This window comes from Pseudoalteromonas lipolytica, from assembly GCF_003515105.1.
Taxonomy (GTDB): Bacteria; Pseudomonadota; Gammaproteobacteria; order Enterobacterales; family Alteromonadaceae; genus Pseudoalteromonas; species Pseudoalteromonas lipolytica.
On the sequence record NZ_CP032090.1, the window covers coordinates 574,476 to 587,436 of the forward strand.

Consider the following 12,961-nt stretch of genomic DNA (forward strand, 5'->3'; position numbering starts at 1 on the left):
ACAAATTTGGCAGCTGGATGTATTTATGATACAATCCGCCGTCTAACTGTAACTATAAGTGAGCGAACCTATGATTAAACAGCGTACGATTGCAGAAGTAGTCAAAGCCATAGGAATTGGACTTCATAAAGGTGAGAAGGTCACTATTACTCTCCGACCTGCGAGCGCAAATACTGGGATAGTATTTCGTCGTGTGGACCTTGATCCGGTTGTTGATTTTGAAACAACACCTGAAGCCGTTGGTGATACGCAATTGTGTACCTGTTTAACAAACAAAGATGGTGTTCGCTTATCAACGACTGAGCACCTAATTGCTGCGGTAGCGGCAATGGGTATTGATAATCTAATTGTTGAATTAGACAGCTCAGAAGTGCCTATTATGGATGGTAGTGCATTACCATTCATTTACTTGTTACAAAAAGGCGGCATTAAAGAAGTAAATGCAGCTAAGCGCTTTATTCGTATTAAAGAAAAAGTACGTATTGAAGAAGGTGATAAATGGGCTGAGATCGAACCATACGATGGTTTTCACATCGATTTCGAGATCGCATTTGATCATCCTGCTATCAATGAAAGTCGCCAACGTATTGGTTTAGATATTACGGCACAAAGCTTCACTGAAGAAATCAGCCGTGCGCGTACTTTTGGCTTTATGAAAGACATTGAATATATGCATGCAAACAACCTAGCCTTAGGTGGTAGCATGGATAACGCAGTTGTTTTGGATGAATTTAAAGTATTGAATCCAAACGGCTTACGTTACAGCGATGAGTTTGTTAAACACAAAATCTTAGACTGTGTGGGCGACATGTTTATGACGGGCCATAACATTCTAGGTAAAATCACGGCTTATAAGTCAGGCCATGATTTAAACAATAAGTTACTTCGTAAAATTATGGCAACTGAGTCAGCATGGGAATGGGCAACATTCGATACGCCAGTGACGATGCCAGCACCAGGCCTTGAAGTAGCAACAGCTTAATCGCACGCATATTACAGTTATAAAAAATGACGCTTTAAAGCGTCATTTTTTTTGCTTTACGATAAGCATAACTTGTATTACCAATCCGCAAAAATACTTAATCATTTTGAGTTGCTATAAACCAAGAATAGCTTCCAGTTCACATAACTGATTTATTTGGTAGGTGGGTGTAATCCCTTCAGGTAACTCAACGCCAGGGTGCTGAAGCCAGCAGGTATCAATGCCAACATTATGGCCACCGAGAATGTCACTGGCTGCGGTGTCACCCACCATTAAAATCTGTTCTTTCGGTGGATTACCCATTAACTGAAAAGTGTGTTGAAAAATCTCGGGTGCGGGTTTGGCTTTACCCACTAGCTCAGAAATCACCAGCCAATCAAACATGTCTTGCAGTCCTGTATGCTCTAGGCGCTTTTGCTGAAGTTTGGCAAAACCATTGGTAATGATACCCAATCTTGCGTGAGGCTTTAGCTTATTGAGTAGCTCAACGGCACCGGGCAATGGCACACAAATAGATGCCATCGCTTCTAAAAAGGCATCATTAAGCGTTTGAGCGGGCACATTGAGTTTGTTTGCCCATTCGGTAAAACGGGTTATCTGTAGCTCATTGGCAGTAATTTCATGCTTTTGATAGGCAACCCATAGTGGTTTATTGGTTAATTGATAGTCATGATAATCTGTCTCTGTAAAGTCTACGCCGTAATTGGCGAACATTACTTTAAGACCTGCAAATGCGTTAAAACTAAACAGGGTTTCATCGGCATCAAATAAAACATGTGTATACTTCATGATATTCCAAGTTTATTGGTTATAAAGTGTAGGGTGTAAAAACGGTGCCATAGCCAATGTAAGCGCTTGTATATAGGTGCTTTCGCGTGTTGCATTGTGATTGGTTAATAAGCCAATTGCACCACCTTGCTGTTTGATATTGACGGTATTGAAAGCTTCATCCATCACATCGCCCAACTCTTTACCCGCAAGTAATGCCTTGAAGAAAGGAGGTGGTAAAGGTAAGTTGCTGCTGCGGCCGACACTGAATTGTTCGCTATTGGCAATAACGACGAATGCAAACGTTGCTGCGCCGTAACTAAATTGCTCTGCGCCACCTTCCATTGCTGTGTAGAAATCGGCTTCGTAATGCGCTTGGCAGTATTTTACGCGATTTTCTGCCCCTATGCGGGTTTCATCTTCACCTAAAGGTTGGTCGGGGACGCCAGATGGTGCGTGAACACCTTGGCACTGAATGGTGTGCTCAGGAAAGTAAAGGCTAAAAATATGTTTAGCAGCATTCACTTTTACAGGGTTTTTAGATCCCACAATTACATTTAATGTCGTTTTCAAGCTGACTACTCCATCATTCCAGGCTGAGTCAGCAGTGTACCCGAGTCATTTAAATCGGCAAGTCAACGGGGGCTAAATTTTCAAGGGCACGTTTTTTTAGAATAATATCTTTAATGAGTGGTGTTAGTACCAGCTCCATGGCTAAGCCCATTTTTCCTCCAGGCACTACTAGCGTATTGATACGTGACATAAAGCTGCCTTCTATCATGCGTAAGTAATAGGGGAAGTCCACATCTTCAATACCTCTAAAGCGAATAACCACAAAGCTTTCATCAAGCGAGGGAATATCTTTTGCACTAAATGGGTTTGAAGTGTCTACAGTCGGTACGCGCTGGAAATTGATGTGAGTACGAGAAAACTGAGGGGTGATTTGGTTTATATAGTCATCCATACTACGAATAATAGACCCCATTACCGCTTCACGCGTGTGGCCTCGCTCTGAGGTGTCGCGGATTAGTTTTTGGATCCACTCAAGGTTGATAATTGGCACCATACCAATCAATAAATCAACATGCTTTGCAACATCGTGATCTTGGTCTACTGCACCGCCGTGTAAGCCTTCATAAAAGAGTATATCTGTATTCGATTCTAAGTCTTGCCACGGTGTAAAAGTCCCCGGTAGCTGATTATAAGGAACGGCTTCATCAAAGGTATGTAAGTAACGTCTGATTTTACCTTGGCCTGTTTCGCCGTATTGATAAAACAGTTGCTCAAGCGCACCAAAGTCATTCGCTTCACGACCAAAATAACTGATATGTTTGCCTTCTTGCTGTGCTTCTCGCACTTTTTTATCCATTTCTGGTCGTGTATAACGATGAAAGCTATCGCCTTCAATAAAGGCCGCATCTATATTTAAGCTTCTAAAAATATGCTTAATGGCATTGGTGGTGGTGGTGGTGCCAGCGCCAGATGAGCCGGTAATTGCGATGATAGGGTGTTTAGCTGACATAGTTGTTCTCGTTATTTGTTAAGCCGTGCAGTGTTACTTTTACCAATCAGAAAAACTGATAAAAAACGAACACGTCCTAGTTATAAAGGTCGAGCATAGTAAGGTCAAGTGACTGCCTGATTAAATAACGCTATCATGAGCCAATAAAAATTAAAACGAGAGAACATAATGAGATTACTTACCTCTTTCCTTTTTGGCGCATTTGGAACGTTTTTAAGCAGCCAAGCGGACGCAGCTATGCCTAAAAGCGAAGTGTTACTGGCTGATCTTGAGACCCCTTATGGTATGAAGGTAACAAGAATTACGGATAATAAAAGTTACAATAACCAACCGTTCTTAATTGATGAGGGGCTTTATTACACGCATGAGGTGCTTGGCGATGATGGACAATCGCAAACAGATTTATATTTCTATAATTTTACAACTCAGCAAGCAACAAATTTAACGCACTCTGCTGTTAGCGAATATTCACCCACATTAATGCCTAACAAGCAGGCGTTGTCAGCCATCGTTGTGGAAGAAGATGGTAAGCAAAAGCTCTGGCAATATCCGTTGCAGGGTGAACAATCTGCTGCGCGTATCTTCGAGTGGATTGAGCCTGTAGGTTACCATGCATGGGGCGCCGACAACGACCTTGTTATGTTTATTTTGGGCGAACCACATACCTTACAATATACCACGGTTGCAGCTGCTAAACCGAAGGTCGTTGCGAATGCTATTGGCCGAACCTTACTTTTTGATGCGCAAACGAATAGCTACTTATTTAGCTACCACAAAGATAAGCAACATTGGCTGGCGCGTTTTACACCCCAATTTGAGCAAGTAACAGATATTTTACGTCTACCGGCACAATTACAAGATTTCACCTTGTTCGATGAGCAGACGGTTATTTATGCGATTAATAATCGCGTTTATAAGCGAGATTTAATGAATCCAGAGCCGGTTTCTCAATGGTTAGATTTAACGTCTTATTGTGAAACCAAGATAACACGTTTGAGTTACCATAATAAGAAACTTGCCTTTGTTTGTGATAAATAAGTAACGCTTTTTAAGGGATTACTGTAATGTGGCTACTACTTCTCGTTTTAAAATAGGCGCGCATTTGTCTTTCTCTGCAGAACAACTTACTGAACAACTGATAAAAATTGGCTGTCGTAGTAACTTTAAAATAAAAAATATTAATGAGTTTATGCCCGCTAATTCCAAAGAAGCATTTTATGTGCATGAACAAAGCGGGCAGGCTAAATTAGTCATTAGGCCTGTTTTTGAGGTGTTTAGTGACGACTTTGAAGCATTGGACGGCATCTCTCGCATTAAAGATTATTTCCATAGCAGTGAAATGACACGTTTTCCTACACGTATTTATAAAAGTGCCCAGCCTATTCATTATGGGCTCGCATTTAAAGTTACTTCAGTGTTAGCGGCAGAACAGTTTATTAAGCAATTTAATAAAATTTTAGCGCAATAATTTTAACACAATAATTTTAACGCAATAATAGTGTCGCTATTTTAATGAATGCAGTTGGTTAATTGCATTATAAGTTAATGACAGACACGGCTATAAGTGCGGACTCGTTAAGAGTTATGGTAATAAAAAAGGGTCACAATGTGACCCTTTTTCACATTGTGCTGTTAACGTTTAAGAAAACTATTCACCGAGGCCAGCTCGCGCTTTTTAAGCGAAAGGCAGTCATTGACGCTTTCTTCAAGCTTGCTGAGTGAGCGCTCATACCCTGGTACTTCAGAGATTTTATCAGTGAAGAAGGTTTTTGTTGTGGCTAAGCTTTGAGCATCACAACTTGCCGTTGTGAAAAACGGTAAGTTCGGTACAAAAAATGGCGGTAAGTTTTTAGTGATGGCATCGTAGTTGTTATAAATCCAATCAATGAACAACGCTTGGCGTTCTTTACCATAACTTAGACCCCCTAATAAAGTACGCATATCTGAGGCCGTTACTTCATCAGTTAGGCTGTACTCAAGGACTGCTTTTTGTAGCTCTGGTTTACCAAAATAACCCATTGCAGCAAGCATTTTTGTGCGTACTTGCGGATCTTTTGTGGTTTTGAACGTTTCTTTGTACTTCGCGAGTAGTTTTTCATCACCATGATAAGCTGCAAGGTTTAAGTAGGTTGATGCTAAATATGGGTCAACATTTTCAGGATTGTTTAAGTAAAGTGCGGCTTGTGCTTTAGCCGTATCAATGACTTTGCGATCTTCACCATCAAAACCTAGTCGGCTGATCACTTGTGCTCGTAGCTGAGATACTGCAGCATCTTCATCAGCTTTGGCTGTTAAGCCATATTGCTTCGCGGCAGGAGCAATGCTCTTACGGATAAACTTAGGCCATAAGTCGCGGTTGCTATCGTCTTCAAAAACACGTTTTTGCGAAGCTAAGTAACCCAATGCTGTATTCGCTACAAGTGGGTGTGCATCGCTCACAAATGTTTCTAGGGTTTGCATTAAGCGGGCAGCAGAAATAACACCGGCATCAAGTAAAGAGTCAGCGGCAGAAAGGAGTGCCAAACGCTCACGGACTGTTAATTTGTCAGCTGCGTTATCTAGCAGGGCATTAAACTGCGCATCGTCTAGTAACCAACGGTAATAGCCCATAGCTCCTTGATCTGGGTAAATCCACTCAGGTTCAAAATCAAGTGTTAGCTGTTGTGTTTCTTTGTTTAGCAGCAAGTTAGCTGTTTTTACTTTGTCACCTGCACCATATTTTATAGCAACAGGCACGTTCCACAGTTGAGCAGGGGCTTCAACACCTGCATTCACAAAACGGCTCTGGCTGATGGTAATTTTCTTACCGTCTTGGGTTACTTTGATAAGTGGAAAAGAAGATTGCTCAATAAATGACTTTAATACACTCGCCACATCTTTATTTGAAGCTTCACCTAATGCTTGCCACAGGTCAGCTGCTTCAGCATTTTTATACGAGAATTTTTTCAAGTAGGCTTGAATACCTTGCTGGAAAGCATCTTCGCCTATCCAGTTTTCAACCATAGACAGTACCGCGCTCCCTTTACTGTAAGCAAGGCCAAGGCCATCCATGATATCAGCTTCAGTTTTAATCGGTTTACGAATGGGTTTCGTGCTTAAGCGTGCATCTAATGCCATCACATAGTTTTGCGGTAAATTTAAGTGTGATTCAAATTCAGGGTTAATTTGTGCCGTAATTTTTGCCGCCATCCAGCTTGCAAACGCTTCATTTAGCCATAAATCATTCCACCACTTCATGGTAACAAGGTTACCGTACCATTGGTGTGCAAGTTCGTGTGCAATGATTGATACATTACGTTCTTTTTTACTACGAGTCGCGGTCGCTAAGTCAACTAATAGAATGTCTTCACGATAAGTTACAAGACCAGCATTTTCCATTGCACCGAATGGAAACTCAGGCACTGCAACCGAGTCTAATTTTTTATAAACGTAAGGGATACCAAAGTAATCTTCCAGTGCTTTGAGAACGCGAGGCATATTTTCTTTGGCGTAATCCGCAAGATGAATCTTACCTTGTGGCGTTAATACTCTGCCAGGAATTGGCATGCCTTTAATTTCTAGCTCTTCAAAAGGACCGACCGCCATTGCTACAAGATAAGAGGGAATAGGAGGCGTTTTATCAAAATAGTGTGTTGTCATATCGCCATTGACCGTGGTTTTTAATACCGGCGTGTTGGCATACACTTTTTGTGTTGTCGGTGCAGTAATCGTTAACTGAAATGGAATTTTATAACTCGGTTCGTCAAAAACAGGGAAGGCACGGCGTGCATCACTCATTTCAAATTGAGTAAATAAATAGGGAGTACCTTGATCAAGCGTTTTATATAAGCCCACACTTTGGCGGTTATAAGGCGCAGTAAAATCAACCGTTAGCGTATACTTTCCAGGTTGGATTTTTTCATCACACGAAAATTTTACTTTGCCTGTTTTCAGCATGTCTGCACTTAGGTCACAATTTTCGTCACCTAGAATTTTTGCCATACTGACCGCGTAATCAATACCGTTTAATTCAATATAGTTCGTTGCTTTGAGTACTTCGATGGCAATTTCAGTGTGGCCAGAAAAAGTGTCTTTAGCAGGATCAAGTGTCAGCTCTACCTGTTGTGAGCTAGGTTTTGCTAGTTTTTCTATTACATATTCATTGGCATGGGCTGAGCTAACCGCAAGTGCAACACTCACAGTTAATAGGCTTTTTAAGAACATAAGTATCCCTGATTTTTTGTTGTTAGAAAGGCACTGACTTTGAGTGCTGTCTTCCATGCTATCAGGTTTTAAATTGAACAGTAATAATTAGTTAGTAACAAAGTTTGTCAATTTAATGATGGCGTTCAATGAAGCGTTGCCAGTGCAACTGTGGATTAATTTGCCTCACATTTTGTAGAATGCCGTTAAGCAACGACATATCGTTAAATAAAGAGCCTGAAAACTCTTTAAAGCCCATTAAATAGTTAAACGCATCTTTACTGTTAGCTTGTATTGCATGAATACGCACTTGTTGTTCAAAGTTGAGTCTTAAACTGCTGATAGCCGTTTTCATCCCTTGTTGATCAACATTGGGAATGGCACATTTTTGTAGATAACCAGCTCGTTCACCTTCACCAGAAAACCAAATACGGACTTTTTCACTGTAACGTCCTGACTTAGAGGGTAAGTCAAACATTAAGCGGGTATGCCCTTGTGCTTTTAAAAAGTCTAGGTATGGGTCAAGCCCTGCTGCGAATAAGGCATCATGAATCGGCACAAAGCGTGACTTTATCTTGCCGTGGGTATGAAAGTGAAAGCAACGCACATCTGACAATGTGACAATATCATCAAGGGTGAGATGGCCAATTTCATCACTGTAAGCGCCAGTATAATAAGCAAAAAGAGGAAGCCAAAAATGCCAGTGTTTTGCTTGTTCACGGGGCAAAAGCTGATCACTAAAGATGTAACCAGTATACAGGGTATGTAACTCCATGGCCGAAAAGGGCCTACGACCGAGATGGGACTTCAACCTAATACCTTGATAATAAAGATGTCTTGAAGAGTATACCTGAGAAATGTAAAGTTTCCAGCAAATGGCACTCTGTAACCACAGTACCATTTGCTGTCAATATAGTTAGTCGCAAAGGGCCTTAGCAAGACCTACAGGCTCTATTTCGACGCATACTTGGTCGTCGTTCCAATTTAGACCAACGAGCGCATCATCCTCGTTTAAGTCTTCAACCCACTCATCTAAAAATTCGTCTAAACCAATTTCTACCGGTGTATAGTCATTCCACTCGTCTTTACATTGTGCTTTTGCAGCGTCTTCTGTGCCCCATAGCAACAACACATCGGTGTCGCTAAATTGGTTTGATTCACACACAACAAAACCACCATCTTCGGCACCAAGTGCCCACATAGACTCGTTTAAACGTACTTTTTCAACAAAGTTAACTAATTCTGATTCTATTTCGATATCGCTCATTTGCTTAACCCTTATCATTAATTTCGTGGATCTGTGTGTTTTACAGCTGCTTTTGCTGAGAATTGTTGATAAAAGTCCGCTAAATTCTCGAGTTGACTCCAATCAGTTAATTCACGAAAGCAAATCCAATCTAGCAAGCAGTATAAACTGATGTTGAGGTATTCACAGCTTTTAAATGCAGGCTCAGATAAATGACTATTTAAATAGCGCAATGTTTCAGCAATTCGTTCATTTTGTAAATTAAAGAACAATTTATCGTCTTTTGTATCAAATCCTGAGCGCTGGCACAGTAGCATTTCAACGAGCGAGTCATTGCAGGCGTTAATAATGGTTAAAAGGTTTTCTTGCTGCCAGCTCAATAAAGGTTGATCTGATTTTTCTAATAAGTAGCGAATAATTGAGTTTGAATCGCATACACTAAAACCATTATCAATTAATATCGGAACTTTTCGAGCGGGATTGTGTGCAATCATAGTGTGTCTATCTTGCTGTGAAAAAATATCTAAATTAATAAACTCAAGCGCAATATCATTGTTCAGTGCCCACATTCGTATCCGGCGGACATACGGTGAAGTTGTTGAACCAAGCAGTTTCATAGATTAGTTTCCTATCAAAAAAAAAGCCGCGAAAGCGGCTTTTAACGATTCATTATGAAGTTAGTCTGTTCGGCTAGTTACTTCAAGTAGATGATAACCAAATTGAGTTTGCACAGGCCCTTGCACTTGATTTATTGGCGCTGAAAAAACAACTTTATCGAATTCTGGAACCATCATGCCCGGACCAAATTCACCTAACGCACCGCCATCTTGGCCTGAAGGACAATTTGAGTGAGTACGCGCGAGTTCTGCAAAGTCTGCGCCTTGTTCAATTTGTTGTTTAAGGTCTAGACATTGTGCTTCACTGTCTACGAGTATATGTCTTGCGCTGGCTACTGCCATAATAACTCCCCATTGTGTGTTTTTCTAAATTAAATAATGAGTTTAGTTCAAAATTTGCTGAACGAAAGGTTAAATTTATTTTGCAGCTAACTGCGCTTCAATCGCGTCACGCATAGCTTTTGATTCTGGTTTGGTTTTACTGTTAAAACGCTCAACCGTTTTACGGTCTGCCGAAACAATATATTTGTAAAAGTTCCAATTAGGTGAACTTGTTGCTTCGTTTAGGTGCTTAAAAATTGGGTTTGCGTCACTACCACGCACCGCGCTGGTAGCGAACATGGTAAAGGTAACACCGTAATTAATGTAGCATACTTTTGCGGTGTCTTTTTCGTCATCTTCTTCTTGGAAAAAGTCATCAGAAGGGAAACCAAGAACAACGAGACCACGGTCTTTGTATTCTTTATGAATTGCTTCTAAACCCTCAAACTGTGGCGTAAATCCACAGTTACTTGCGGTATTCACTATGAGCAATGGCTTACCTTTAAATTCGCAAAGATTAACACTTTCTTTTGAGCGTAATTTACGCAGCGTTACATTGGTAAAGTCATCACATTGAGTTTCTGCGACTGGGTCTTGAATTGACGGGGGAGATTCTGCTGCAAGATGAGTAGACATAAGGCTTGCACAGAGTAACAAAGCATATTTATTCATAATGATTTCCTGCTAGTTATTTGTGATGAATATACGCTAATATGCGAGAAAGTGATCATTTAATTTCAGTTATTTATGACTATTCGAACAGCAACAGAACACGACTTAACACAGATTGTCGCTATTTATAACGAAACAATTCCTGGGCGTATGGTAACCGCAGATACCGAAGAGGTAACGGTGGCTGAGCGACAAGCATGGTTCGCAGCCCATACAGAACAAAGGCCGATTTTTGTGTATGAGCAAAACTCGAAAGTACTTGCATGGCTCAGCTATAAATCTTTTTATGGGCGTCCAGCGTATGATGGCACAGTCGAAATTAGTATATATATTACCTCAAACGCTCAGGGGCAGGGGTTAGGTAAAACGTTGCTTTCGTTTGCAGAGGAGCATGCCAAAACGCTTAATATAAAAGTTTTGCTAGCGTTTATTTTTAGTCATAACCTGCCGAGCATTAAACTGTTTAATCGTTTTGATTATCAGGTTTGGGGAGAACTGCCTGAAGTTGCAATTATGGATGATAAAGCATACAGCCTCGTTATTTTAGGTAAGCACTTAGATCTTAAAGTAATAAAAAAAGCAGTGTAAATTTAGTGACTTTGTTTTTTTTCGACTACTCTAATTAGGTAATTATCATTAATTTGAGCCTAGTGTACTGTGCGAAGAATATTAATTGTCGATAGTAATAGTGTTTTAGCAATGCGCGTAAAAGTGTTATTGGAACTCATTGGCTGTAAAGTCGAGTTATTGCACTTTTCGATGATAGATGACACTGTTTTAACTCAAGAATTTGATTTAGTTGCGGCTTCTCATGGTGTGCCGACAGAAACTATAAAGAAACTGAGTGGGGTGTTTTCGCAAGAAAATTTTTTATTGCTTGCACCCAAAGCACAGCGTAGTGATTTACTCGAGCACTTCAGTGAAATTAATCGCTTGCTGCCTAATTCAGTGGTTATTTACCCATTTTTTGCAAACAAAGAAATTAGCACTTTATTGGAAGGGGTGTTAGAGCTGGGTAGTGACAACATCTTAAAGCTGCCCACGGTATTGGTTGTTGACCATCTCCCAGAACGATTAGAAAAAATTACTCAAAACTTAAAAGGCGCGCACATTAAAACCTTTAAAGCTGGGAGTAAGCTTTCAGCTATTGAAATAATAAATCAACACAGCATTGATTTATTAATAAGCGACTTTACCTTTGAAGATGGCACTGGACTTGAGTTGTTTAACAAGCTGAAAGGGACGCAGCCTAACAGCCGTTGTTTACTGTATACCTCAAAGCCTGAACAGGTTTCGATGATTGAAGCTATTCGTCAGGGGGTAGAGGATGTGCTGGTTAAGCCCGTTGATGATAATAGCCTATTACAGTCGGTTCATAAATTATGGCAAACGGAGCTACTCAAACGCCACAACGCAGAGTTAGTTGAGCGTTTACAAAATACCGTTGATGCCCTCATAGAAAAAGACAGCCTGTTAAGGGTTATTTTTAAACACACTCCCGATGCGATTATATTGTTTGATCGCACGGGTAAAATTATTGAAACCAATGATGCCTGTGAACTGTTATTTGAAAAACCGCTTAAAGAGTTTGAAAACTGCTCGGTGTTTGACTTTTTTGATACACCTTCAATAAACCGTATTAAAGATAAAATAAGCACCCTGAATAAAAATCGTCAATTTAGCTGTGACTTAAGACTGCTTAAAGAAAACGGCAATGAGGTTCCTCTGGTAGGCTCGTTTAACGAAATAGATCACCATGGTGAAATTGCGTTGGCGGTTATCTTTAAAAATGTTACCCACCTGAAAGAAAAAGAAGACTTGCTGCTTGAAGCAAAAGACATGCTAGAAGAAGAAGTTAAAGCGCGTACTGCACAACTTGAGCATGCTAAAAACGTTGCCGAGGCCGCAAATCTGAGTAAATCAGAGTTTTTAGCTAATATGTCTCATGAGTTAAGAACTCCCATGCATTCTATTTTAAGTTTTGCACGCTTTGGGCTTGAAAAAGTTGCAAATGACGATCTAAATAAAGATAAGTTAAACAAGTATTTATCGCGGATAGAGCAAAGTGGAGAGCGGTTGTTATCGCTGCTTAATAACCTACTCGACTTATCTAAATTGGATGTTGGCAAGTTTCCATTTAACCCTCAAAAACACAATCTGATCAACATTATAAAAACCAGTATTGATGATGTGTCTGGCACAGCACTTGAGCGAAATATAATGATTCGTCTACTGGAAACTGGGCAAGATATCGTTCTGGATTGTGATGAAGAACAGATCAATCAAATTATGCGCAATTTATTAGGAAACGCGCTGAAATTCAGTGAACCGTTCAGCGAGATAGATATTCAGTTATCAGTGCAAAATAACATCGCTGAAGTAGCGGTTGTTGACCGTGGTATTGGTATTCCAGAGTGTGAACTTGAAAAAGTATTTGCCAAGTTTGAACAAAGTAGCAAAACCAATAGTGGCGCAGGAGGCACAGGCCTTGGGTTAGCTATTTGTCGGGAGTTTGTGAGTTTACACCAAGGCACTATCTCCGCACATAACAACGAATATGGGGGCGCTACAATTTTAGTGCGATTACCTTTGAATATAGATTTGCCTCAGCATTTAGCGACTGAAGAGCAAACTATGAAGCTTAATTAACA

The 12,961-nt window shown here is 40.4% G+C and carries 14 protein-coding genes; 5 read left to right on the forward strand and 9 right to left on the reverse strand.

The window, feature by feature from the left end:
* The first annotated feature begins 70 nt into the window (after positions 1 to 70).
* Positions 71 to 982: a UDP-3-O-acyl-N-acetylglucosamine deacetylase gene (gene lpxC, locus D0907_RS02720; RefSeq protein ID WP_036971181.1), complete on the forward strand. Its 912-nt coding sequence runs from the start codon at positions 71 to 73 to the stop codon at positions 980 to 982.
* A 114-nt stretch (positions 983 to 1,096) separates the two neighbouring features.
* On the opposite strand, the gene yjjG is transcribed toward lpxC, so the two are convergent.
* The 3 genes from yjjG to D0907_RS02735 are packed head-to-tail and all read right to left on the reverse strand — an operon-like array spanning position 1,097 to position 3,272.
* Complete coding sequence (yjjG, locus tag D0907_RS02725; protein WP_075594461.1) at positions 1,097 to 1,771, reverse strand: pyrimidine 5'-nucleotidase; 675 nt, start codon at positions 1,769 to 1,771, stop codon at positions 1,097 to 1,099.
* Between the two features lie 12 nt (positions 1,772 to 1,783).
* Positions 1,784 to 2,323: an inosine/xanthosine triphosphatase gene (gene yjjX / locus D0907_RS02730; RefSeq protein ID WP_065978158.1), complete on the reverse strand. Its 540-nt coding sequence runs from the start codon at positions 2,321 to 2,323 to the stop codon at positions 1,784 to 1,786.
* 49 nt (positions 2,324 to 2,372) lie between these two features.
* Positions 2,373 to 3,272: a phosphoribulokinase gene (locus tag D0907_RS02735; RefSeq protein ID WP_036971173.1), complete on the reverse strand. Its 900-nt coding sequence runs from the start codon at positions 3,270 to 3,272 to the stop codon at positions 2,373 to 2,375.
* Between the two features lie 168 nt (positions 3,273 to 3,440).
* Here D0907_RS02735 and D0907_RS02740 point away from each other — a divergent pair, with 168 nt between their 5' ends.
* Together D0907_RS02740 and D0907_RS02745 are read left to right on the forward strand one after the other, a co-directional pair.
* A complete protein-coding gene (locus D0907_RS02740; protein ID WP_118843979.1) occupies positions 3,441 to 4,310 on the forward strand; it encodes a TolB-like translocation protein in 870 nt (289 codons plus the stop codon).
* Between the two features lie 64 nt (positions 4,311 to 4,374).
* A complete protein-coding gene (locus D0907_RS02745; RefSeq protein ID WP_118843980.1) occupies positions 4,375 to 4,740 on the forward strand; it encodes a hypothetical protein in 366 nt (121 codons plus the stop codon).
* A 164-nt stretch (positions 4,741 to 4,904) separates the two neighbouring features.
* On the opposite strand, the gene D0907_RS02750 is transcribed toward D0907_RS02745, so the two are convergent.
* The 6 genes from D0907_RS02750 to D0907_RS02775 all read right to left on the reverse strand — a co-directional run bounded on the left by D0907_RS02750 (position 4,905) and on the right by D0907_RS02775 (position 10,274).
* Entirely contained in the window at positions 4,905 to 7,475 is a 2,571-nt protein-coding gene (locus tag D0907_RS02750) for a M1 family metallopeptidase (protein WP_065978155.1), read from the reverse strand.
* Positions 7,476 to 7,587: 112 nt separating this feature from the next.
* Positions 7,588 to 8,265: a site-specific integrase gene (locus D0907_RS02755; protein WP_065978154.1), complete on the reverse strand. Its 678-nt coding sequence runs from the start codon at positions 8,263 to 8,265 to the stop codon at positions 7,588 to 7,590.
* Between the two features lie 105 nt (positions 8,266 to 8,370).
* Complete coding sequence (locus D0907_RS02760; protein WP_036971160.1) at positions 8,371 to 8,721, reverse strand: DUF2750 domain-containing protein; 351 nt, start codon at positions 8,719 to 8,721, stop codon at positions 8,371 to 8,373.
* 17 nt (positions 8,722 to 8,738) lie between these two features.
* Entirely contained in the window at positions 8,739 to 9,317 is a 579-nt protein-coding gene (locus tag D0907_RS02765; protein WP_118843981.1) for a glutathione S-transferase family protein, read from the reverse strand.
* A gap of 60 nt (positions 9,318 to 9,377) precedes the next feature.
* Positions 9,378 to 9,659: a peptidylprolyl isomerase gene (locus tag D0907_RS02770; protein ID WP_036971157.1), complete on the reverse strand. Its 282-nt coding sequence runs from the start codon at positions 9,657 to 9,659 to the stop codon at positions 9,378 to 9,380.
* A gap of 75 nt (positions 9,660 to 9,734) precedes the next feature.
* The gene (locus D0907_RS02775; protein WP_371915649.1) at positions 9,735 to 10,274 is read right to left on the reverse strand and encodes a glutathione peroxidase; all 540 of its coding nucleotides are present in this window, start codon (positions 10,272 to 10,274) and stop codon (positions 9,735 to 9,737) included.
* Between the two features lie 111 nt (positions 10,275 to 10,385).
* Between D0907_RS02775 and D0907_RS02780 the strand changes: the two genes are divergently transcribed.
* Both D0907_RS02780 and D0907_RS02785 read left to right on the forward strand, forming a co-directional pair.
* Positions 10,386 to 10,898 (forward strand): GNAT family N-acetyltransferase, encoded by a 513-nt coding sequence (locus D0907_RS02780; RefSeq protein WP_036971153.1) that lies wholly within the window; start codon positions 10,386 to 10,388, stop codon positions 10,896 to 10,898.
* A 111-nt stretch (positions 10,899 to 11,009) separates the two neighbouring features.
* A complete protein-coding gene (locus tag D0907_RS02785) occupies positions 11,010 to 12,959 on the forward strand; it encodes a hybrid sensor histidine kinase/response regulator (protein ID WP_118843982.1) in 1,950 nt (649 codons plus the stop codon).
* Positions 12,960 to 12,961: the final 2 nt, after the last annotated feature.